22 protein-coding genes and 1 other annotated feature are annotated in these 21,291 nt (G+C 45.8%); of the genes, 8 read left to right on the forward strand and 14 right to left on the reverse strand.

What is annotated here, in order from left to right; translation table 11 throughout:
• Positions 1 to 3: 3 nt before the first annotated feature.
• The 6 genes from BUA17_RS26530 to BUA17_RS26555 all read right to left on the reverse strand — a co-directional run bounded on the left by BUA17_RS26530 (position 4) and on the right by BUA17_RS26555 (position 8,143).
• Positions 4 to 825, reverse strand: coding sequence for a metal ABC transporter ATP-binding protein (locus BUA17_RS26530; protein ID WP_231952394.1), 822 nt, complete (start codon positions 823 to 825; stop codon positions 4 to 6).
• A 31-nt stretch (positions 826 to 856) separates the two neighbouring features.
• Entirely contained in the window at positions 857 to 1,840 is a 984-nt protein-coding gene (locus tag BUA17_RS26535; RefSeq protein WP_072735497.1) for a metal ABC transporter solute-binding protein, Zn/Mn family, read from the reverse strand.
• A gap of 201 nt (positions 1,841 to 2,041) precedes the next feature.
• On the reverse strand, positions 2,042 to 4,018 hold the full coding sequence (locus tag BUA17_RS26540; protein ID WP_083584868.1) for a peptidoglycan D,D-transpeptidase FtsI family protein: 1,977 nt from the start codon (positions 4,016 to 4,018) through the stop codon (positions 2,042 to 2,044).
• 369 nt (positions 4,019 to 4,387) lie between these two features.
• The gene (locus BUA17_RS26545) at positions 4,388 to 6,415 is read right to left on the reverse strand and encodes a peptidoglycan D,D-transpeptidase FtsI family protein (protein WP_072735498.1); all 2,028 of its coding nucleotides are present in this window, start codon (positions 6,413 to 6,415) and stop codon (positions 4,388 to 4,390) included.
• A gap of 105 nt (positions 6,416 to 6,520) precedes the next feature.
• Entirely contained in the window at positions 6,521 to 7,669 is a 1,149-nt protein-coding gene (locus BUA17_RS26550; protein WP_090810551.1) for a transglutaminase family protein, read from the reverse strand.
• Between the two features lie 15 nt (positions 7,670 to 7,684).
• The gene (locus BUA17_RS26555) at positions 7,685 to 8,143 is read right to left on the reverse strand and encodes an ATPase (protein WP_072735539.1); all 459 of its coding nucleotides are present in this window, start codon (positions 8,141 to 8,143) and stop codon (positions 7,685 to 7,687) included.
• Between the two features lie 216 nt (positions 8,144 to 8,359).
• Here BUA17_RS26555 and BUA17_RS26560 point away from each other — a divergent pair, with 216 nt between their 5' ends.
• Both BUA17_RS26560 and BUA17_RS26565 read left to right on the forward strand, forming a co-directional pair.
• On the forward strand, positions 8,360 to 9,535 hold the full coding sequence (locus tag BUA17_RS26560; RefSeq protein WP_063566132.1) for an MFS transporter: 1,176 nt from the start codon (positions 8,360 to 8,362) through the stop codon (positions 9,533 to 9,535).
• A 301-nt stretch (positions 9,536 to 9,836) separates the two neighbouring features.
• Positions 9,837 to 10,184: a toprim domain-containing protein gene (locus tag BUA17_RS26565; protein WP_072735499.1), complete on the forward strand. Its 348-nt coding sequence runs from the start codon at positions 9,837 to 9,839 to the stop codon at positions 10,182 to 10,184.
• Positions 10,185 to 10,264: 80 nt separating this feature from the next.
• Here the strand turns inward: BUA17_RS26565 and BUA17_RS26570 are convergent, their stop codons facing one another.
• Positions 10,265 to 10,876: an SCO family protein gene (locus tag BUA17_RS26570; RefSeq protein ID WP_083584878.1), complete on the reverse strand. Its 612-nt coding sequence runs from the start codon at positions 10,874 to 10,876 to the stop codon at positions 10,265 to 10,267.
• A 231-nt stretch (positions 10,877 to 11,107) separates the two neighbouring features.
• Positions 11,108 to 12,037, reverse strand: a complete 930-nt coding sequence (gene cyoE, locus BUA17_RS26575; protein ID WP_072735501.1) for a heme o synthase — start codon at positions 12,035 to 12,037, stop codon at positions 11,108 to 11,110.
• Positions 12,038 to 12,290: 253 nt separating this feature from the next.
• On the opposite strand from cyoE, the gene BUA17_RS26580 reads away from it, so the two are divergent.
• Positions 12,291 to 13,271, forward strand: a complete 981-nt coding sequence (locus tag BUA17_RS26580; protein ID WP_063566136.1) for a metal-dependent hydrolase — start codon at positions 12,291 to 12,293, stop codon at positions 13,269 to 13,271.
• Between the two features lie 107 nt (positions 13,272 to 13,378).
• On the opposite strand, the gene BUA17_RS26585 is transcribed toward BUA17_RS26580, so the two are convergent.
• The gene (locus BUA17_RS26585) at positions 13,379 to 13,597 is read right to left on the reverse strand and encodes an alpha/beta-type small acid-soluble spore protein (RefSeq protein WP_017692386.1); all 219 of its coding nucleotides are present in this window, start codon (positions 13,595 to 13,597) and stop codon (positions 13,379 to 13,381) included.
• A gap of 120 nt (positions 13,598 to 13,717) precedes the next feature.
• Between BUA17_RS26585 and BUA17_RS26590 the strand changes: the two genes are divergently transcribed.
• Positions 13,718 to 13,915, forward strand: coding sequence for a hypothetical protein (locus BUA17_RS26590; RefSeq protein ID WP_063566137.1), 198 nt, complete (start codon positions 13,718 to 13,720; stop codon positions 13,913 to 13,915).
• 110 nt (positions 13,916 to 14,025) lie between these two features.
• On the opposite strand, the gene trpS is transcribed toward BUA17_RS26590, so the two are convergent.
• Positions 14,026 to 15,018: a tryptophan--tRNA ligase gene (gene trpS / locus BUA17_RS26595; RefSeq protein WP_072735502.1), complete on the reverse strand. Its 993-nt coding sequence runs from the start codon at positions 15,016 to 15,018 to the stop codon at positions 14,026 to 14,028.
• 64 nt (positions 15,019 to 15,082) lie between these two features.
• Positions 15,083 to 15,348: a binding site (T-box leader), on the reverse strand.
• Between the two features lie 249 nt (positions 15,349 to 15,597).
• On the opposite strand from trpS, the gene BUA17_RS26600 reads away from it, so the two are divergent.
• Positions 15,598 to 16,572: an aldose 1-epimerase gene (locus tag BUA17_RS26600; protein WP_063566139.1), complete on the forward strand. Its 975-nt coding sequence runs from the start codon at positions 15,598 to 15,600 to the stop codon at positions 16,570 to 16,572.
• Between the two features lie 201 nt (positions 16,573 to 16,773).
• Positions 16,774 to 17,007 (forward strand): alpha/beta-type small acid-soluble spore protein, encoded by a 234-nt coding sequence (locus BUA17_RS26605; RefSeq protein WP_063566140.1) that lies wholly within the window; start codon positions 16,774 to 16,776, stop codon positions 17,005 to 17,007.
• A 78-nt stretch (positions 17,008 to 17,085) separates the two neighbouring features.
• Here the strand turns inward: BUA17_RS26605 and BUA17_RS26610 are convergent, their stop codons facing one another.
• Positions 17,086 to 17,499 carry an O-methyltransferase gene (locus BUA17_RS26610; protein ID WP_072735503.1) on the reverse strand — a complete coding sequence of 138 codons (414 nt, stop codon included), beginning with the start codon at positions 17,497 to 17,499 and terminating at the stop codon, positions 17,086 to 17,088.
• 272 nt (positions 17,500 to 17,771) lie between these two features.
• The gene (locus tag BUA17_RS26615) at positions 17,772 to 19,571 is read right to left on the reverse strand and encodes a M3 family oligoendopeptidase (RefSeq protein WP_072735504.1); all 1,800 of its coding nucleotides are present in this window, start codon (positions 19,569 to 19,571) and stop codon (positions 17,772 to 17,774) included.
• Between the two features lie 118 nt (positions 19,572 to 19,689).
• Between BUA17_RS26615 and BUA17_RS26620 the strand changes: the two genes are divergently transcribed.
• Both BUA17_RS26620 and BUA17_RS26625 read left to right on the forward strand, forming a co-directional pair.
• Positions 19,690 to 19,860: a YycC family protein gene (locus BUA17_RS26620; RefSeq protein WP_064506463.1), complete on the forward strand. Its 171-nt coding sequence runs from the start codon at positions 19,690 to 19,692 to the stop codon at positions 19,858 to 19,860.
• Positions 19,857 to 20,090, forward strand: coding sequence for a hypothetical protein (locus BUA17_RS26625; protein WP_063566143.1), 234 nt, complete (start codon positions 19,857 to 19,859; stop codon positions 20,088 to 20,090). The genes BUA17_RS26620 and BUA17_RS26625 overlap by 4 nt, the downstream gene beginning before the upstream one ends.
• Positions 20,091 to 20,107: 17 nt before the next feature.
• On the opposite strand, the gene BUA17_RS26630 is transcribed toward BUA17_RS26625, so the two are convergent.
• Positions 20,108 to 20,839 carry a DUF2225 domain-containing protein gene (locus BUA17_RS26630; protein WP_063566144.1) on the reverse strand — a complete coding sequence of 244 codons (732 nt, stop codon included), beginning with the start codon at positions 20,837 to 20,839 and terminating at the stop codon, positions 20,108 to 20,110.
• Positions 20,840 to 20,875: 36 nt separating this feature from the next.
• Positions 20,876 to 21,253 carry a globin domain-containing protein gene (locus BUA17_RS26635; RefSeq protein ID WP_024634405.1) on the reverse strand — a complete coding sequence of 126 codons (378 nt, stop codon included), beginning with the start codon at positions 21,251 to 21,253 and terminating at the stop codon, positions 20,876 to 20,878.
• Positions 21,254 to 21,291 lie beyond the last annotated feature (38 nt).

The following is a 21,291-nucleotide window of genomic DNA, read 5'->3' on the forward strand; positions in this document are numbered from 1 at the left end:
GCACTACACCTGGCCTTTCTCCGACCGGCTGCCGATCATCGCTATCCGGCCTCCGTACGTCTCTTGCAAAGTATCCGGTACAAATACTTCATTCGTCGGTCCACCTGCAACCAACCGTCCATTAAGCAGCAAGACATGGTCGAAATATTCCTCCACTGTCGCCAGATCATGGTGAACAACCAGTACGGTCTTCCCTTGCTTCTTTAGCTGTTCCAACAATGAAATGATAGCTTTCTCCGTTGTGGCGTCCACACCTGCAAACGGCTCATCCATGAAATACAATTCCGCATCCTGTACCAGTGCTCTTGCCAGAAAGACACGCTGCTGCTGTCCTCCAGAAAGCTGACTGATCTGGCGGTACATATAATCACCCATTCCGACTTGCTCCAGGCAGTGAGCTGCCAAATCCCGTTCTTTTTTGCCAGGACGGCGGAACCAGCCCAGATGTCCATAACGCCCCATCATGACAACATCGAGGGCGTGGGTTGGGAAATCCCAATCAACAGATTCACGCTGAGGTACGTAGCCGATACGGCGCCGCTGTTCTCGGTAGGACTGACCAAAAATTTTCACCTCGCCGTGCATTTTGGGCACTAGTCCCAGAACGGCTTTGATCAAGGTTGATTTCCCAGCCCCGTTTGGACCAAGGATGCCAATCAGCTGACCTTCCGGGATGTCAAAAGATACCCCACTGAGGACCGGCTTTTTATGGTAAGCCACCGCCAGATCCCGAACACTAAGCGGAGCTGATGTAGGCTGTGTTCCCTTCAGATGGTTAGCATTTGGTTGTGATTGAGATTTTTCGGATAAAATTGTATCGCTCATGCTCTGTCCACTCCTCTCTTCATATCGTTTATCATTTTAATGCCTCTACAATCGTCTGAGTGTTATGGCGGATCATGCCAATATACGTTCCTTCTTCTGTTCCCTCAGCACCCATCGCATCCGAGAACAGTTCACCACCAATACTTACGGTATGTCCTTTTTCGGCTGCACCAGCAATAATGGCTTCCATCGCTTTTGCTGGTACGCTGGATTCTACAAATACCGCTTTGATATTGTTGTCCACAAGATAATCTCGCAACGCACTGACATCTCTTGCACCATATTCTGCTGCTGTACTGATTCCTTGAAGCCCCATCACTTTCATGTCATAAGCTTGGCCGAAGTATCCAAAGGCATCATGCGCCGTAACCAATACCCGGCTGGCTTCCGGAATCTCCTGGATTTTTTCCCGCACCTCGGAATCCAATGCCTCCAGTTTGGTTAGATACTGCTCTGCCTGGACCTTGTACTCTTCTGCATGTTCCGGGTCTGCTTCCACGAGTGTATCGCGCACAGCCTCTGTGGCATGCATCCAGTGGCTAACATCAAACCAGACGTGTGGGTCGTATTCCGTTCCGCCTGTATCTTTTCCTGAACGCAATTCCTCCACCGGAATGTTCTCCGAGACAGCTGTTACTATTTTGCTCTTGGACATTTTCTCCAAAATGTCTGTCATTTTTCCTTCAAGATGCAGCCCGTTGTAGAAAATGACCTTCGCTTGCTCCAGCTTCCGAATATCTCCCTGCGAAGCCTTGTACAAGTGAGGATCTACCCCTGGGCCCATTAGCCCGGTAACATCAACATATGCCCCGCCGACTTCACGCGCTACATCCGCAATCATGCCTGTTGTGGCTGTGACCTGCACCTTCCCTTCACTACCTCCTGTTTCCGCTGCACCTGAGCACGCTGTTAGCACGATAACCAGAACAACAGCTGCCAGCGTCATTAACCCTCTCTGAATGCTCCTCATCTTCACCATCAACAATTCAAACCGCCCCTTTCCCTCTCCTAACATAATTGTCCTCATCTAATTTTGTTGTACAAGGTATTAAAATTTATACAAGACTAATAATGTTTCCCTTGTGCAAATTTTAGCCGATGCAAAATAAAAAGGCAAGGGATAATTTCCCCTGCCTGTCAAGATTCATATCTTGTTCACTTCATTAACCTGTTAGATATGATATTAAAAGAGCTACATCTACTGCATTTCTTCACATTACTCTGTATCTTTCCCCTGATCTTTCTTCCCTTTTGGAGTCCCATCAAGGCCATACACTTCATCGTAAGCATCGAAAATTTTACGTGCAATCGGAGACGCACTGACCGATCCAAAGCCACCTTCAGGCACAACAACCGCTATAGCCAGCTTCGGATTATCCCGTGGTGCAAATGCGATAAATACTCCGTTTTCCTTTTTGTTCGGCCCTGTTCCCTGCTCCGAGGTTCCTGTTTTTCTCGCATAATCGTAGGGGAAACCGTCAAACGAACTTACTTTGGTAACCATACCCTTGTGCACTTCATTCCAGTATGCATCCGCAAAATCAACCTCGTTTAACACTTTTGGTTTAATTTTCTTCACCACATTACCTTCTGCGTCACGGATTTCCTTTACTAAATGAGGCTCCATCCGTTTGCCTTTATTCGCAAGCATTGTCGTATATTGTGCAAGTTGAAGCGTTGTATATTTACCTTGCTGACCAAATGAGGCAAAAGCCAGACGTGTAAGAGCCGATTCATCTTTGTTTGTATACTCAAGTCTGCCCAAGAATTCACCAGGCAAGTCAACACCAGTTGATACACCCAAGCCAAATTCCTGCATGTGCTTGTGCCAAACATCAAGCCCTTTATCCGAGCCATACTTATTTAGAAGTCTCTTACCAACCATATCAATCATAAAGGCATTGGAAGATTTCTCAATAGCCCGTCTCGCTGTAATATTGCCATTATATGCTGAATGGGAGTTCTTCACTTGTCTCCCGTCTTTCCCTAAAATAGCATATCCTTGGTCGTGATACGTTTGCCCTGTCGTGAATAGTCCTTCTTTCAATCCAATCAATACACTGAGTGGCTTGATTACGGAACCTAGCAGTACAACGGATTCAGTATGTTTTTTCGAATCGTCCGGCGGGAAGGAAGCCATCGTTCCGTTGCGATAAACGTACTTGATCTTGTCATAATCCCAGTCATTTGGATCATAATCCGGCATACTCGCCATAGCCACTACATTGCCAGTATCCACTTCCATGGCTACCGCATATCCCGTAACGGCTTTCGGAAGCTTACGCAATTCATCCGTTATTGCCTGCTGTGCTGCCATCTGAATTTCTTTATTGATTGTGGAGACCAGACTGTATCCCTTCTCCGGCGGAGTCTGTTGCATCGTACCCTCTGGCAAATTACGCAAATTAATATCAATGGATTGGTAGCCGCTACGCCCACGAAGCTCTTCCTGATATTGAAATTCAAGACCATCAACTCCAACTTTTTCTTGCTGGGTATAGCGCAATCCCGGGTCGCGTTCTGTTGCTTCCGATTTGCTGATTTCTCTATACTTATCCAAGTTGTCCTGTTGGCCCTTGAACTCTCTTGTATATCCGATCACCTGAACTGCGACCCTATCGGGATCATACTTTCTTACGTTTTCCTCAAGTACCATAGCACCTGGATATTCAGCCTTTTTCTCCATAAAATAAGCAATTTCTTTCATGTTGAGATCCGATTTCACCAGACGAGGAGAATACCCATGTGCCTTCTGAGATTTGAGATCCAGTCTTTTAATGATCTCTTCTGCATCCGGCTGCTCCTTGTCCCCTGGATTAAACTGTTTAAACACAGCGGCCAGATCATGAGCCAGTTCCTCCGCTTCCTGTCTGCGGTCATCATTTCTATAATCCTCATACAACAACACATAGAGGGATTGTACAGGCTCCGAATAAGCCAGCGCGACTTCCCCTGTCGCATCATAGATTGGCCCACGAACAGGGGCGAGCGGAATATCTTTGGTATTACGGCTGGTTTCCATATAGGTCAGTTCAGGTCCCTCGACAAATTGTACAAAGGCCAACCTAAAAATTAGGATACTGAATATCACAAACGCAGCGAAAAAAAACATATTCATTCTTACACTAGACGGCTTGTTGTTGACTGGTGTATCTTCATTGGACATTTTCTTTTTCCTCAATCGGTTAAACATGGGATAAGCCTCTCCGTTCTTATGTAAAAGTAGATTCATCTATCACGCATATTGCATTAATCGGTTCAAATAACATACCTTTCCTTCTACAAGTCTATCAAAGGTCAACTGCCATGTCCTCCAGATTTTGGTTACATTTTCGTAAACAGAAGAGACATATGTCGACTCTTTCGAAACGATGTCAATACAGACATATCGTTAATCTCTTTAATCCTGAAATAAATTTTCATTCTCCTAATATAAACGTGACATGCACGATGTTTGTTACATATTGATTTGCAGCAGCTTGTCGAAAAGAGACCTCTCAGTACTGGCAAACGTAAAAAGGACCCTCGAAAGGGTCCCCTCTTTTGGAATCAAAGAATCACATTACTGTGTATCTGATTCTTTATTTTTATCTTTCTTCGGTACACCGTCCAGACCAAACTCCTCGTCATACGCGTCGAAGATCGCACGTGCAACAGGGGCAGCACTGCTCGAACCAAAGCCCCCTTCAGGAATAACCACGGCTACAGCCAGCTTCGGATTGTTACGTGGTGCATAAGCAATAAACACCCCGTTATCCACCAATTTGCCTCCGACTACCTGTGTCGATGTTCCTGTTTTTCTTGCAAAATCATAAGGGAAACCGCTAAATGAAGATACCTCGGTTGCCATGCCTCGCTGTACCTCATTCCAGTAAGCATCGTTAAAATCGACTGTGCTGAGCACCTTCGGTTTCATTTTCTCAACCACATTCCCTTGCGAATCACGAAACTCACTGACTAATTGCGGCTCCATGCGTTTTCCTTTGTTCGCCAGCATCGTGGTGTACTGAGCAAGCTGCATCGTTGTATATTTCCCCTGCTGTCCAAAGGAGGCATATACCAGCTTGGTCAAGGAACTCTCGACGCTTTCCTCACCATATTCTTTGCGCCCAAGCCATTCATTAGGCAGGTCAACACCTGTGGAGACACCTAACCCAAATTCCTCCATGTATTCATCCCAGACATTGACACCCTTTGCACCATACTTGGAGTACAGCTTCTTACCAATTTCATCAATCATAAACACGTTCGAGGAATGTCGAATCGCATCACGAGGAGTTAACGAACCATACACGTGACCGGAGGAATTCTGTACTCTGCGGTTATCCCCACCAAAAGTCGTTGAACCTCTGTCTGAATATACTGTATTTGTTGTGAAAAAACCTTCCTTCAAACCAATCAATACACTAAGTGGTTTGATTGTGGAACCAAGCAATACAACAGATTCCGCCCGTTTACCTGAATCGTCTGGCGGGAATCCACGAATGGTACCATTTTGATAAATATATTTTATTCTATCGTAATCTTCAGTACTGATACCGCCAGTTCTCCATACGTTCGTGTCGTAATCCGGCATACTGGCAGCAGCAACGATTTTCCCTGTATCCACTTCCATCGCTACCGCAAAACCTGTTTTTGCATTGGGATGAAGCTTACCGGAGACCTGATGTGTGTGCAGCCAGCTTAGTTGATCCAGTATCGCTTGTTCTGTCTTCACCTGAACATTTTTGTTAATCGTTGTAATCAGGTCGTACCCTTTTTCGGGTGGGGTAGAGCCCGCTACACCTTCAGGCAAATTCCGCAAGTCAACATCAACGGAGTTATAACCACTTTTTCCCCGCAGAACATCCTGATATTGCAGTTCCAGTCCATCAAAGCCAACAAACTCATTCTCGGTATATACAAGACCTGGGTCCGTTTGCTTTTTATTGGCCTCATCGACCTCTTTGTATTTATTGAGTGTTTTAGAGCTTTTGAACTTTTTGAGATAACCAATCGTCTGAACGGCTACCGTATCCGGATCATAGTAACGCACACTTTCCTCTACAATCTGAATTCCCTTGAATTCATCCTTGTGCTGCAGGAAATAAGCCACTTCCTCATCGGACAGATCACTCTTGATCAGACGTGGCATGAACCCGTTTGCTTTACGCGAATTGAGGTCCATTGCTTCTAAGATGTTATCGACCGTAAGGGCCTCGGAATCCTTTTTCTTATACTGCTCAAAAACATCATGCAACCGAGTTGCGATGTCCTCCACTTCCGCTATATTCGGATTTGGCTTACCATCCACATCCCCATAGTTTTTGTATAAAGTCAGATACAAGGATTGAATCGGCTTGGAGTAAGCCAGCTTGACCTCGCCCGTGGAATCATAGATGGTTCCTCTCACGGGAGCGAGTGGTACATCTTTGGTAATATTACTCGCTTCCTCCTGACTGAGCTCAGGGCCTTCCACGAATTGCAAAAATGCCAGCCGTACAATAATAACGCTAAAAATAATAAAGGAAGCGAAGAAAAATACGTTCATCCGGTAACTGAAGCGCCGCTTGTCCGTAAGTTCGTCCTTCTCTTTTGAATGATTTTTCATTCATCCTACCTCTTTCATGACTTGATGCATACCGTCCACGCTGTACAGCCTCGGCATGATAACCTGGCAACGTCGTCATCTCCCGGACCCATGTCCGGCGTAATATTAAGCTGATTGATCTTTCAGATGGGTATCGGCAAAGTTAGGAGGATTGAACCAATCACCACTAATCGCCCAAGTGGGGTCAAGCGGAATCCAGCTTTCCGAATCACTTAAATATATTTCATTCCAGGCATGTGGACCATATCCACCCTGCCCATTATAACCAAGTCCTGTAACCACTTTGACTTCCAGACCCTGTGAACGAGCCATGACTGCATATAAACGAGCGTAATCGATACATACGCCTTCACGTGTATCAAATGTATTTTGTGGCGTCTGCTCGTGCCATATGCCCTTTTGCTCATAATCATCCACTTTACCATAGTCATATTGAATGCGAGAACCTACCCAGTCATATAATGCCCTGGCTTTGGCTTCATCTGTCGTTTGACCTTTCACAATTTCTTTTGCCGCAGATTCAATATCCGCCGGAATGTTATGGTCAATGACTTCATATTTGCGTTGCAGGATCGCGCCAAGTTCCTTTTGCACGGCTTGCGTAAATACGGGCAGCTTGTCCTTAATAAATGTACCTGATAATGGCTCTATAACAAATTTGGCCCCTTGCATATAAATGGGTGAAGCCTCTACATAGCGACTAAACATGCTGCCCGGATAGAGACTTACAATCATGAACAACACGGCAATCACAATCATCCCACGGACGGAGCCAATGACTGTACCGATCACTGCACCTGTAAAACGGCTGAAAAATCCTTTGGGTCTGCTCTCTTGCTCTGCTGAACTGTATCTTCTGCTGAAAATAAGGGAAGAGAGCAATCCGAGAATCAATCGGATGAAGCCATAACTAAGCACAAACAACACGGCAAACCGCATCAGCGGAAAATCAGCAATGGCCGTAATCAATGTATAATACATCTGCTCCCATCGGTTCAATTCACGGTTTGGCATGTCTGCCGCATGCACAGACAACCATTGCTGAACATATGGCGCAAGCCATAATGTTAAACCGATGGATAACAAAATACCAATGACCGCCATAATGCCATCCATGAGGAACCCAAAGAGTCTTCCTGCCGAACGCGAAGCACCTCTGGACCACCCCTGAAGCAATGAAGCGGCCACAATCAGCAGCAGCATAATCGTTATGCCGTTGAATTCTTTCAGACTATCCAGCCAACTTTGCAGCACGTATCCATTCCTCCTTTACAACGAAGCCGGTGCTGTTCCGTTCTCCTGTGCCTGTTCGACAAACGTACGTATGGTGTCATTGTCGAGTTTCCATTCGCCAAGTGAAATTCCGCGGAAGGTCACATCGACTTTCTCTGATTGAGTTCTGCCTTTAATCTCCACATTGGGACTTGTGATGGTGAACGCCCCATCCTGTCCTTTGACGTATTTAGCTTTGGAAGCTTCCTTAAGCATCATGCTGGTAGCTTCCTTCTTCAATGTGTCCATCGTACTCGATTGTACGTCAGTAACTGTCTGTTTGATCTGATCAATGGAGATGCCGCTGTATATCAGTAGAGCCGCAATAATGATGATGGCAATCGCCCATTTCAATACGGTTTTGACCACGTTCAGAACAAAGAACAAAATGATCAACGCAACCACGATCACCAGCCAGTTCTGCATCACAAACTCTTTGATTACTTCTATGTTCATGACTACACCTTCCGTATTAGAGTTGATTATTAACACTTCCCGAATATTATACATGATTTCCGAAGCTGCTGTCAGCTAAGCCCTCCTATGTAAAAATAAACGGTCTAAGTTCGTCCCGCCGGGCGTACAAGTAGTACCATGAGGTTCTGTCCAAGGAACGGGGAACACGTCATGACCAGTTATTGAATATGCATCGCTTAACAAGGAGGGGCTTCTGTGAAAACGGCCATCTGGCTATATCTATTTTTGTTCCTTGCTGTTTTTGATTTGCACGCCCAGTATCCAATCTTGACCCCTTTCGCTATCTCGCTCGGGGCAGCCCCGACCTTCATCGGCTGGATGATGGGCATCTATTCCTTGACTCATCTCCCAGGCAATCTGATCGCCGGAACCCAAATCGACAAACATGGCAGCCGTCGTTACATTGTATTCAGTTTGCTGGGTGCAGGCATCATTTTGCTTATCCAGGCGCAAATCCATACGCCATGGCAGCTGCTCGCCCTGCGCTCCATCAGCGGGTTTGTACTTGCTTTTCTGTCTCCGGCCTGTCTCGCACTGCTTGCGCAACTGTCAAGTGATCCTATCAAGCAAGGTAAGTATATGTCAGGCCACGGCGTCGTACATACGCTGGCATCCGTGGTGTCCCCTGCCGCAGGCGCATTGATCGTCGGAGCTTTAGGATTTTCCGCCACCTTTGCGAGTCTCGGTTATCTGCTCATTCTGTCCGGCGTTATCGCATGGTTATCCATGCCCAAAGGCCTCGCTGAGGTTCAGCACGAAAAAGTGACCGAGCCCGCCATGCCTAGCAACCCAGTCGGAGAAAAAAGAAAATTCCTGCCCGTATCCTGGCGTTATTTTGCTCTGCCCCTTGTCATTGCCTGTGCTCAAGGAATTCTTTTTTTTGAACTGCCACTGCGCGGAGGCGGACATTCGTCCATGATGTCTACCGGGCTTTTGTTTTCCATTATCAGTATTGGAGCACTATTTACTCTGAGCTTGCTATTTCTCAACCGTTATTCCCCCAAACTGCGGTTGATTGCAGGTGTGCTGCTAATGTCTTTATGTTTCTTTGCTATGGCGGCCATACCACAGATTCCGTTATCATCCGTGCTTTTCGTTCTGGGGATGTCTAAAGGCATTATTTTCCCAGCCATGGCAACACTCTTTATTCATTTAAGCGGTGGAAACAAGCTGGGTCGCATCTTCTCATTGCAATCCATTGCTACCTCCATCGGTTCTTTCATCGGCCCCATCACAGCAGGACAGCTTCGTGTGGGTTTATCGCCGTATTTCATTGCCTTTGTATTATTGATGATCGGCATTATGCTGCTCCCTTATTTCACAGCCAGACGCGAAGCTGCCCTATCTGATCCCAAAAGCATACTGGGTTAACCATATCAAGATGATCATATCCATACCCTTTGACAACAGAAAGGCTTGTATTTTTCTTGGCTTTGCATCATTCCCCCATTTACAGCTAAACTATATAAAATGGACTGATGTTTTACACACAAACGGAACGGACAGACACTCACCTCAGAGTGTGGAAAAGAAGTTGAAAATCAAAGATGTTTCTGTCAGCGTAGTCGCACGTGTAAAAATTAGAAGGTCCATTTTATATAATCCAGTCGATTTTCGCTGCAACATTTCCCGGGGAATGTCGACATAAGCTCTCGATCAAGAGGTGAATATGATGCCTATTCATGTCATTGTGGAAGGTAAAAACGACCGCAGCAAACTAAAACGTCTTGTAAGACCCGAAATCAACATTTTGTGCACGTTTGGAACACTGAATTCCCTCAAGCTTGAGTCGCTGCGCAAACAGGTTGGTTACGACGAGGTCTACTTATTTATGGATAATGACAGTTCGGGCAAAAGAATCAGGGGTGTGCTGCGAGATGCCTTCCCGGATGCAGTACAGATGTATACACGACGCGGTTACGCTGGTGTAGAGGGAACTCCCGATGAATACATCATCGCCCAGCTGGAGAAAGCCGGATTGGAATCGTATATCCAATATCCTGAACTCCCATCGTTTTAAACCGTAAGAGGCTGCTCGCCGGAGTATTCATTCATCCCAGGAAGCAGCCTCTTTATTGGCTTGTTATTATGAACGCTTTTTTATTCCTTGATCAGATTGCGAATGTCTTCCGCAATGACTGCTGGTTCAACATCCTCTGTATTAAACGCATTGTATACCTTGCGCAACTCGTTATTCCGATCCACCAATCCAATCATGTTCATATGGGCAAAATCGTCCTTGTTCTCACCCTGAATGAGGATCTGGAATGAATCCTTGGCGAGCTGCTTCGTTTGATCCATATCCCCCCGCAGGAAGTACCAGCCATTATAATCCGCATGGAATCGATCTGCAAATTCCTTAATCTTCTCCTTAGTATCCACTTTTGGATCAAACGAGATGGATACAAAGGAGACATCCTTACCAAAGGTATCGTCCTCTTTTAACAGATCCTGCACCTGAGATAACGTAAACGTCGTAATTGGGCACACATCCGGACAACTGGTGAAATAAAAGTAGAACAAACGCACCTTACCTTTGGTATCATCCAGAGATACTGTGCTTCCATCCACATTTTCCATCGAAAAGGATTGAATCTCCCGAATTTCGGGTAACTTTTCCTTGCTGGCAAATACGGTGCCCCACATTAAATACACCGCCATAATTAGTGCAAGCCCTAACAGCATCCATGTCCATTTATACTTTTTTAGCATCATTATCGTCCCTTCCGATTATCAAGATCATATGAATACGCATACATAAAGTTTTAACGGTTATCTATAAAATTCATGGACTTGGATCGTGTTTTTAATGACTTTTCCTCATTCACATACCACTTTGATGCATATGTATACCAAGAACCCAACCGACAATGGGCCCCTTGTTATTGTAACTGTTCCACGGACCCGTGCCCATCTAATGTTTATTAAAGCATTTCATGCTGCTCATTTGTGCACTGTATCCAGAATCATCAATATAAAACTCAAAGAAAGATAGTTAATGGAGTAAAGGAATACCTTTTTGGCCCAGGCATCTGTATTTTGTGCACGAAAGCCTTTAAGTGCGTAGTACAGCCACAGCACGGAAAGTATCAGTGAGACGGTAAGATAGAAGATTCCTGCATACCCGTAAGCATACATGAGGACCGGGACAAAGATTTGCAAAACCAGATAAGGAATCATCTGAATCTTGGTCCGTTCAATACCCTTTACAACCGGTAGTAGTGGAAATCCACCAGCCCGATAATCTTCCACCCTGCGGATCGCGAGCGCCCAGAAGTGTGGAGGCTGCCATAAAAACAACATGGCCAGAAGCAGCCATGCGCCAAGATCCATACGCCCGGTTACTGCGACATACCCGATGACTGGCGGCATTGCACCAGACAGACCGCCAATGGAGGTGCTCCATGTCGACGAACGTTTTAACCAAAGGGTGTACATAATCACATAGACAAACATGCCAAAAATGCCGCATAATCCGGCAAGTACCCCGGAGAAGGAAAAGAGTACGGATAATCCAATCACACCCAAAATAATGGCATAGGATAGAACGACTTTGGGTGTTAAACGTCCTGTTGGCAAGGACCTGTTGCGAGTACGTTCCATTTTGAGATCAAGTTCACGATCAAAGTAGTTGTTAAATACACAAGAAGAAGCCATAATCAGCACCGTTCCAAGCAGGGTCAGCACCATCTTGCCATAGTTGACGTCCCACTGGGATGCAAGCCAAAAGCCACCAAAAACCGCAATAAGGTTGGTTCGAAGAATGCCCGGTTTCGTAATATGGATAAAATCTTTCCACGTCCCTGATTTCATCGGAGGCGCAGATCGTGTTGCCGAATCGGAAGAAGCCTGGTATCTCAATGGATTGTCCACGCTTGTGAATCCCCCTTCTTCTTGATCTCATGGAGGTTTCTCTCTCTGCCTCCGATATAAAGTTTATCACAGGAAAAGGAAAAAGAGTTTGACAATGCTCGTACAATTGCTGTCAATTGAGCAGGTTCTTGTCATATCTTTGGAAATTAGGGTGTTTTGCTTCCCGGTAGGCGGATAATATACACTATATATGGGTATCACCTAGATAGAGAAGCAAGTCGCATTAACGATACACCACACAAAGGAGACGTTTATGGATACTTCTACACATTTTGTCATGGGGATTGGTTTGGCCGGTCTGGCTTATGTCGATCCTGTTGTCGCGACGAGTCCCATGCTCGCAGCTGCGGTCATGGTTGGTACCATTGCAGGCTCGCAGGCTCCTGACATCGACACTGCGTTACGTCTCAAAAGTAACTCGCTCTACATTCGGAATCACCGGGGTATGTCTCATTCATTGCCATTTCTACTGTTATGGGTTCTGCTCATCACCGGAGTCATTGCACTGATCTTCCCGGGTGTCGCTGTTGGACACGTCGCGGCCTGGACTGCTGTCGCCGTAGGCGTACACGTTTTTACCGATTTGTTCAATACCTATGGAACCCAGGCAGCACGACCTTTTACAGAACGCTGGATTGCCTGGAACATCATTCATATTTTTGATCCGTTTCTGTTTACCACACATGTGCTGGCCATTTTGTTATGGGCTTTCGATCTGATCGCCCCTGCTCCACTCTTTGTTTCACTGTATATTTTGATTGGCTTGTATTATGTATGGCGGACAATAGCACGTGCTATGGCTGTTAGACAGGTGAAACGACTCGACAAAAATAATTCTGAGGCTCATTATATGGTCATCCCAACGATATCCTGGAACCGCTGGCATGTGGTGAAAAGATTTGTAGACGGCAGTTATGAGATTGGCAAAATGGATCATTCCGTCCTAACCTGGAATCTCCATGCTTCATCGTCCACTCACGCGGCTGTCGCCGCCTCACGCAAATCTCCTGAAGTCACTGCGTTTCTGTACTTCACCTCCTATGCTGTTGCAGAGGTGGAAGAATTACCAGCAGGATACAAGGTTCGCTGGGCAGATGTGCGTTATCGACACCGCAAACAATATCCATTTGTCGCTGTAGTCGTTATGGATCGAAATTTCGAAACGATTGATACGTATGTCGGCTGGTTAAGTGACGAGAAAATGGATAAAAAACTTTTATCCGCACGCTCTTGACGAAAGGTGCACGGAAGGGCACAATCAGACATAGGAACGAATGCGCGCGAGAAAGCCCGGAGCGTTTCCGCTCCGGGCTTCTGCTTGTTGCTTTTTGGTTATAATAATTATTTGCCAGACCCAGCCAGAGACTGCTCAGCGATTTGTACCAGACGTTTGGTGATATACCCGCCCAGAGATCCTGTCTCACGGGAAGTGTAGTTACCGTAGTAACCGTCTTGTGGGATAGTTACACCCAGTTCTTGTGCAGCTTCGATTTTCAATTGTTGCAGTGCTGAGTTTGCTTGAGGTACCACCAAGTTGTTAGAACGAGATCCTTGAGCCATATTTAAAATCTCCCTTCAATCTGTGTCTGTAATGTAATTGCAAGCTTGCAAGATTATTATGGCTCGTGTGCTTCAGGTTATACGGAATTTCATCAAATTTCTATATGGAGGTTTTTCCCAATGAGCAAAGGTTTATCGCTATGGTTTGCATTCTCTTCGATTATGTTGTTAGCGGTTACGGCGATTATGATCTCTTACTCCGGCTGGTTGGCTACGCTGCTGTTTGTCGTATCCGTTGCCAACATCGGCTGGGGATTCGTTATTCGTGCAAAAAAAGAGCGTCGTGAAGCACGTACCACCTCGGAAACCGCCTCTTGACCGGTAAACTTCATAGGTATAGTACGAAACGATAATAAAGAGGAGCCCCATCAGGGCTCCTCTTTATTATGTGAACAATTCATCTACTTTAAGTTACTTGCCTCGTCCAACTACAACGTACGTCTAGGAACAAACCCCATACGTTCTTTAACCGCATTAAGTGTCTGAGAAGCCACCGCTTCTGCGCGACGAGCTGAAGTTTCCAGGATGTCTGCTAATTCGCCAGACTCACGAATCTCACGATACCGTTCCTGTAAAGGTTCAATAACGGATACGACCACTTCAGCCAGTTCTTTTTTGAACGGACCATACATTTTGCCTTCATAGCGCTCCGCTACTTCTTTCAATGACAGACCTGCGCATTCAGCGTAGATACTCATCAGGTTGCTGACCTCAGGTTTGTTTGCCGGATCATATACAACTTCACGACCGGAATCGGTTGTGGCACGACTGATTTTTTTGCGGATGACATCTGGCGGATCAAGCAAGGCAATGTAGCTGCCTGCATTGGGATTACTTTTGCTCATTTTGGAAGATGCATCATCCAGTGACATTACACGAGCACCCACCTGTGGAATATAAGGGTCTGGAATCGTGAAATACTCACCATAACGGTGGTTAAAGCGTCCCGCCAGATCGCGTGTCAGTTCCAGATGCTGCTTCTGATCCTCTCCTACAGGCACAAGATCAGCATTATACAGCAAAATATCAGCAGCCATTAATGAAGGATAGACAAACAGCCCGGCGCCAACGGAATCTTTACCGGATGATTTGTCCTTGAACTGAGTCATGCGTTCGAGCTCGCCCATCGATGTCAGTGTAGTCATCAACCAGCCCAATTCCGCGTGCTGCGGTACATGGGATTGCAGAAACACATTGGATTTCGTAGGATCGATTCCTGCTGCGATGAATAAGGCAGCTACCGCCTCAGATTGCTCACGCAGCGCTGCTGGCTCTTGAGCTACCGTTACAGCGTGAAGATCAACCACCATGAAGTGACATTGGTAGTCATGCTGCAATTTCACAAAGTTCTTAATTGCTCCGATGTAGTTGCCCAATGTGAGCTTGCCACTCGGCTGAATTCCCGAAAGTACTGTTTTCATTTCACATAACGCCTCCTATTTGTTTTGTTCCTATTCTCCGCGAACGCAAAAAGGCCCCACATCCGCAAGGGACGTGAGACCGTGGTGCCACCCTTATTCGCATTTCTCCATTCCTCTAGACCTGATTAAATCATGTAGAAGAAATGCCTTCATTTCTCCGTAACGTGGAGTATACGTCCAATTCTACTAAGGATAGCCCAAGATCAGACTTCGCCTGTTCAAACCAGCACTCAAGGGTCCATTCGGTAAAGAGTTCACACCGGTTCACATCACCCACCGGCTTTCTGAAGAGAGTTCTCTTGGCTTACTTGTCCCTGTCATCGCTTTGCTTATCATTCATTGGATAAAACGCATCGTTCAGAATACCATCTTAATCCGCACGAAGCAGAATGTCAAAATGGGAATAGCTTTTTTTACCCACTTAACAGAAATCTGTTATGATGGAATTGCTTATCCTAATCACCAGCATTCATTCGGTATGCTAATGGGATAAGTGGCATGTACACAATGACACGCCTGCAACGGCAGATAGGAATGGTCGTTTGCAGACAGATTTCAAGTGGGAAAAGGAGCATCGATATGAAAAAAGTGACCAAAGGCCAATGGAATGGTTACGACACGTATATCCTACATAGCCGTGAATTGGAGATTACCCTGCTGCCACGTCTTGGAAATAATATTATTTCGATTCGCGATTTAGTGCAGGGCCGCGATGTCGTTCGCAGTCCGGAAGAAGACGAACTTGCCTTTTATTTGCAGAAGCCGTATCACTTCGGCGTTCCGCTTCTTGTTCCGCCAGGCCGCATTCATCGAGGACAATTCGAATATGAGGGAGTTCATTACCAATTCGATCAGAATACCGCCAATGACAACCATATTCACGGCCTCCACCGCAGCCAGTCCTGGTGTGTCAGCGACATCGAAGAAGATGAAGATGGCTGTGCAATTACAACGGAATTATTAACTGAAAATGAAAAGCATTGGATGGCTCAATTTCCAATTCCTTTGAAGCTTGAGATGACGTTCAGACTACAAAACGCGGTGTTAAGCCAGCGTCTGCGTGTGACCAATCTGAGCTCTACTCCTGCTCCTTTTGGAATGGGATATCATACATGGTTTCTGCTTGACGGCAAACCTGCCGAATGGTCACTTCAACTTCCTGTGTCCGGAATTTACGCTCAGAATGAAGAACAACTGCCTACTGGTGAGATTGAATCTCTCGGAGAATGGTCTTCTTTAAACGAAGGCATGAACATGCAAGGACGAAACTGGGATACCATTTTGAAAGCTGCCGAAGGGCAACCAGCAGTAGCTCACTTGCGCAGACAGGATGGATATACGCTGAAATATTCAGCGGATGAGGCATATTTCAAACATTGGGTCCTCTTTACAAAGGGCGAATCCGATCAATTTCTATGCATTGAACCTTATACCTGGCTTCCTGATGCACCCAATTTGAATTTAACAGACGAGCAAACGGGACTGATTCGTCTAGAACCTAAACAGCCCGTTGAGCTATTTACACGTATTGAGATTGTTCCGCCAACCGAGTAGTAATCTTGTACTCTCAGGGATCTTCTAGGGAACATAACCCCTATTTTTTCCTTTTATTCTACGTAGCCGATCCATACTGGGTCGGCTTTTTTCATGTTATATCTCATTTCTATTATCCAAATTTTCCCTTACGCCATATCATGCATATTTCCTCATTCTCTAACCATACTAACATCACCAAGCCATAAGGAGGTGACACACATGTACGGAGGTCAAAACCAAGGTAGCGGAAGCCGCTCCAACAATCTGGTTGTTCCCCAAGCAAACGCAGCATTGCAACAATTGAAAATTGAAGCTGCACAAGAGCTGGGTGTAACTATTCCCCAAGACGGTTACTACGGTAACTACACTTCCCGTGAGACAGGTTCTCTGGGTGGTTACATCACTAAACGTCTGGTCCAAATCGCTGAGCAGCAATTATCGGGTCGTTCGTAAGCTCGTAATTTGTGCTCGTATATGCAACAACAAAAAGCGGCCTTCCTCGGAAGTGCCGCTTTCCTGTGCTCATCACAATTATGAAGACGACTCCATGCCTGAATCCATGTATGTATTGGTTCTTGGATAACGAATCATCAGGTTCGCCATATTATAGTTGGACTCCATCGTGGCATCAACCAGAATCATGCCTTGTCTTACTGTAAAATCATATGCAATTTCTCCATGAGTCCAATTTCGCTTGAATTTCAAAGTTTCCAGTGCCATTGCGCGGAAAGAAGAGCGCTGGGTTTCGTTTAATCCACCGTCCTCCACTTTCATTTGACCGTCACGTCCGGTTATCGGATTATGTCGAATCCCAAACTTCCCAATTACATTATTTCGTATTTGCACAAAAACCACACCTGAATCTAACCCTGATAATTCATGATCAAGCTCTTTGAACACCAAATCCAACTGTCGTGCTAATGAAAGCTGGTCAATTTTTACCATAACGCTCCTCCTTTATGCACTTCATCCTACAAAACAAGGACTTACGACTCATTATATGACAACAAATGTGGTCATTCAACAAAGTCAAACAAACTTGGGTAATTATAACTATAATTTGCACAATTAATTGCCATTTTGCGTCCTTTTAGCGAGTTATTTCTCTCAATTGCGACAAAATATTTAGTCGGACCTTAACTTTAAAAAACACAAAAAGGGCCGCAACCCCGTATGCATTTACACAGGATTGCAGCCTCATTTCATATATAGGAATACTATTTTGCGGATTCTGTCATCTCAAGAAATTGATCAATATCGGCAATGACCAGGTTCGCTGCATTTTGCCAGAAACCAGGTTGTGTGAGATCTGTACCCAGATGTTTCTGAGCCAGTTCTTCTACCGTCATTCGGCCTGTATCTCGCAACAAATCATCGTATTTATCGGCAAATGCCGTGCCTTCCTCCTGTGCTCTGGCGTAGATGCCTGCACTGAACATATATCCGAACGTATACGGGAAATTGTAGAATGGTACACCTGTCAGATAGAAATGCAGCTTGGAAGCCCAGAAATGCGGATGATCCGATGCAAGCGCACCACAGAACGCTTCTTGTTGTGCTTCCACCATCAGTTTGGACAACTCATCTGCATTTACCAAACCTTGTTTGCGTTGCTCATAGAAGCGATTTTCGAACAGGAAACGAGCGTGAATATTCATGAAGAACGCAACGCTTCGTTGAATCTTGTCTTCGAGCAGAGCAAGCTTCTCTTGCTCATCCGTTGCTGCCTGAACCAGTGCATCAGCTACAATCAACTCAGCAAAGGTAGATGCCGTTTCTGCCACATTCATGGCGTAGCGTTGATTCAAAGCTGGCAGTTCTTCCATAATGTGCTGATGATATCCGTGACCAAGTTCATGGGCAAGTGTCGACACATTCGACGGCGTCCCAGAGAAGGTCATGAAAATACGTGTTGCTTTGCTGAGTGGCAAGGACGTACAGAATCCCCCTGGACGCTTGCCAGGACGGTCCTCTGCTTCGATCCAACGTTTCTCAAACGCCATCTCTGCAAATTTGGAAAGTTTGGGACTGAACTTGGCGAATTGATCAACAATATTGATGGCTGCCTCGTCATATGTGACTTTTCCACCCGACTTGCCTACGGGTGCATCAACGTCACTCCAACTGAGTTTCTCTACTCCAAGCAGTTTCGCCTTGCGCTCCAAATATCGAACCAACGCAGGTTTGGCACCGTTAATTACGTCCCACATCGTATCAAGCGTCTGACGCGACATCCGGTTGATCGCCAAAGGTTCCTTGAGAATATCATCCCAGCCGCGCTTCTCATACAATTTGAGACGGAAGCCTGCGAGATGGTTTAATGTATCTGCACAGAAGTCTTCGACATCGGTCCAGGCTAGTTCCCAATTGGCGAATACAGTCTCGCGTACATTCCGGTCACTGTCGCTCAGCTTGTTGGAAGCCTGGCCTGCGGACAGCATAACCGTTTCACCATTTTGCTCAAAGGGAATGTTAACCTTGCTCACAATGGTGTTATAGAATTTGCCCCAGCCATGGTAACCATCGACGCCCAAATCAAGCGCAAGGCCTTCAAGCTCAGGAGACAGTTTCTCACGAGCTTGCGTGCGGCTCTCATTCAATGCAAAGGCAAGCGGCTGAATATCCTCCCGAGCAATCCATGCTTCCCATACAGAGTCTGTCGTTTGGCTAAGCGTATTATCGAATTGGGACTTGGTACTGTTCAACATCGCGCCAAGAGAACTCATGGTTCCCTGAAGCTGAACTGCTTTTTTATCATTTTGGTTTTGTGAAGAAAGACAGGACACAAATGCGGACCCTTCCGAAATTCGGATATAACAGCTCTGAAGCAGTTCAAGGATCGGATCAAATGCATTCGTTTCTTCCAGCGACTTGGGTGCAGGTGTTTCTTTCAAAAGAGCTTGCAGCTTGCGTACATCCTGCTCCAGCTCAATCAAATACGCAGCGAACGACTCGGAGGCAGAACCTCCACTAAAAATGGATTCCAGATCCCAGACGGGTTGTAATGGTGTTTTCATTTAAATAAGGCACCTCTCTCAGTAGAATGGATAATTAACCTTGAATTAGAACTGGTTTTATAAGCGCTATATCTCTATACTAGAGAAATAGTTTAAGCTATTTTCAGGAGGTAATCGTATGAAACCTTTACAAGTCTCGGCTGACACAGCCGTCAAATTAGCAGAATCTCTGGGTGTTCCCCTCGAACATCTGATGCATATGCCGCAGCATATTCTGATGCAGAAAATCGCCGAGTTGGCCAAAGAAGAAGCGGCTAAACCTGCCTCTACGGAAGGCGAGCAAGAATGATCCCCTTTGAGAACAGCTGGCCTTACGATATTGTAATGGGGGACATTTATGTACAGCAATGTCCGTACTGCCATGCAAACAATGTACTCCTGCCGCTCAAACCGAAGGAGCTTGTACGCATTCGCGAAGGCAAAAAGAAATTGCTGGTCTTTCCTTGTTGTAATGCCAGCATGACTGTGATCGACAATGATAGTGATTACCTGCTGTCCAGTCGTCCTGTCCGCAATTAGAGAACAACTGTCACTTATCAAATGGGGCTGCGTTTCGCAGCCTCTTTGTCTGCTTCAATCATTTCATCTGGCAATTCCAGCTTGCTCGAAATCATCTGTTCCCGCAGTAATGCCCACTGCTCTCGCGAAGCCCGAATCATGGCAGCATCGGTAATGCGCTTGTCATGAATAACCCTGCCGAACCATTTTACAGCCTCATGGAATCGACCTACTCTGCGGTTCAACTCTCCCAATAGATAAAGAAGCTTGGCTTCATTCCCGCCAGTACCTTCCCGTTCATAAACCTTTACATAAGCCTCAAGGCTAAATTCAAGAAAACGGTTTTCCTGGGTATGATCCTCCATGTACCGATACAGCCAGGCAATATGATGCAGCAGACCCGCAACGACACGATCTTTCTCCTGAATAACCTGCGCAACCAACAGTCCAAGCTTGTACGAATCCATCGCCTGTTCCAGTGTCCGTGCTCCGCTATAGTCTCGTTTCACCCAACGATTGCCGATCTGCTCTTTAAAAGCCTTTCGCTGTTTATCGTTTAATTGTTCTGTCGAATTCTCTGTCGAAGCAAATCCACACTCAGGACAAATTCGAACAACATAGAAATCCGGATTTTCCCGCTTGTAGTACGCACAAAAATCGGAATCCGTCCGATATGGCCGTTTTAAGCTTGGTCTTACGCGTGAGGTATCATACTCAGTCTCGCAATAATGACACTTCACCTTTACCTTATACAGAGGCTCTAATTCCACTCATTCCATCCCTCTCCCACAAGCTTGTAATCGGAACTAAGGTGTATTCACAAAATGATGTGCTGGCCCCGACAATCGCTGCAGGACGAAAGAATGCAACGGCTCTTCCACACCAACTTGTGTCAACGCCTGATCCATACATGCAAGCCAAGCTTCTGCCCGTTCAACTGTCACTTCAAAGTGCATATGGCGGGCACGCATCATCGGATGACCAAAAGCCTCGGAAAACAATGCAGGACCACCGAAGAACTGAGACAAAAACATGTATTGCTTGTCGATTACCGGCTGAATATTCTCCGGAAAAAGAGGTGCCAGCTTCTCATTCTGCTGAACAATCGGATAAAAAGCTTCGACCAGTGCACGAACGCCTGCCTCTCCACCAAGATTGTCGTAGATGCTTAAACTAGGATTCATTCCGCTTTTCCCTCCTTTCAGGTGTCGAATTTTGACAT

Source organism: Paenibacillus sp. ov031 (assembly GCF_900143165.1).
Taxonomy (GTDB): Bacteria; Bacillota; Bacilli; order Paenibacillales; family Paenibacillaceae; genus Paenibacillus; species Paenibacillus marchantiae.

Bases quoted from the DNA above. Each gene is read 5' to 3' on its own strand.
- BUA17_RS26530 (WP_231952394.1), bottom strand. From the start codon at position 825: ATGAGCGATACAATTTTATCCGAAAAATCTCAATCACAACCAAATGCT.
- BUA17_RS26535 (WP_072735497.1), bottom strand. From the start codon at position 1,840: ATGTTAGGAGAGGGAAAGGGGCGGTTTGAATTGTTGATGGTGAAGATG.
- BUA17_RS26540 (WP_083584868.1), bottom strand. From the start codon at position 4,018: ATGTTTAACCGATTGAGGAAAAAGAAAATGTCCAATGAAGATACACCA.
- BUA17_RS26545 (WP_072735498.1), bottom strand. From the start codon at position 6,415: ATGAAAAATCATTCAAAAGAGAAGGACGAACTTACGGACAAGCGGCGC.
- BUA17_RS26555 (WP_072735539.1), bottom strand. From the start codon at position 8,143: ATGAACATAGAAGTAATCAAAGAGTTTGTGATGCAGAACTGGCTGGTG.
- BUA17_RS26565 (WP_072735499.1), top strand. From the start codon at position 9,837: ATGCCTATTCATGTCATTGTGGAAGGTAAAAACGACCGCAGCAAACTA.
- BUA17_RS26570 (WP_083584878.1), bottom strand. From the start codon at position 10,876: ATGCTAAAAAAGTATAAATGGACATGGATGCTGTTAGGGCTTGCACTA.
- BUA17_RS26580 (WP_063566136.1), top strand. From the start codon at position 12,291: ATGGATACTTCTACACATTTTGTCATGGGGATTGGTTTGGCCGGTCTG.
- BUA17_RS26585 (WP_017692386.1), bottom strand. From the start codon at position 13,597: ATGGCTCAAGGATCTCGTTCTAACAACTTGGTGGTACCTCAAGCAAAC.
- BUA17_RS26590 (WP_063566137.1), top strand. From the start codon at position 13,718: ATGAGCAAAGGTTTATCGCTATGGTTTGCATTCTCTTCGATTATGTTG.
- trpS (WP_072735502.1), bottom strand. From the start codon at position 15,018: ATGAAAACAGTACTTTCGGGAATTCAGCCGAGTGGCAAGCTCACATTG.
- BUA17_RS26600 (WP_063566139.1), top strand. From the start codon at position 15,598: ATGAAAAAAGTGACCAAAGGCCAATGGAATGGTTACGACACGTATATC.
- BUA17_RS26605 (WP_063566140.1), top strand. From the start codon at position 16,774: ATGTACGGAGGTCAAAACCAAGGTAGCGGAAGCCGCTCCAACAATCTG.
- BUA17_RS26610 (WP_072735503.1), bottom strand. From the start codon at position 17,499: ATGGTAAAAATTGACCAGCTTTCATTAGCACGACAGTTGGATTTGGTG.
- BUA17_RS26615 (WP_072735504.1), bottom strand. From the start codon at position 19,571: ATGAAAACACCATTACAACCCGTCTGGGATCTGGAATCCATTTTTAGT.
- BUA17_RS26620 (WP_064506463.1), top strand. From the start codon at position 19,690: ATGAAACCTTTACAAGTCTCGGCTGACACAGCCGTCAAATTAGCAGAA.
- BUA17_RS26625 (WP_063566143.1), top strand. From the start codon at position 19,857: ATGATCCCCTTTGAGAACAGCTGGCCTTACGATATTGTAATGGGGGAC.
- BUA17_RS26635 (WP_024634405.1), bottom strand. From the start codon at position 21,253: ATGAATCCTAGTTTAAGCATCTACGACAATCTTGGTGGAGAGGCAGGC.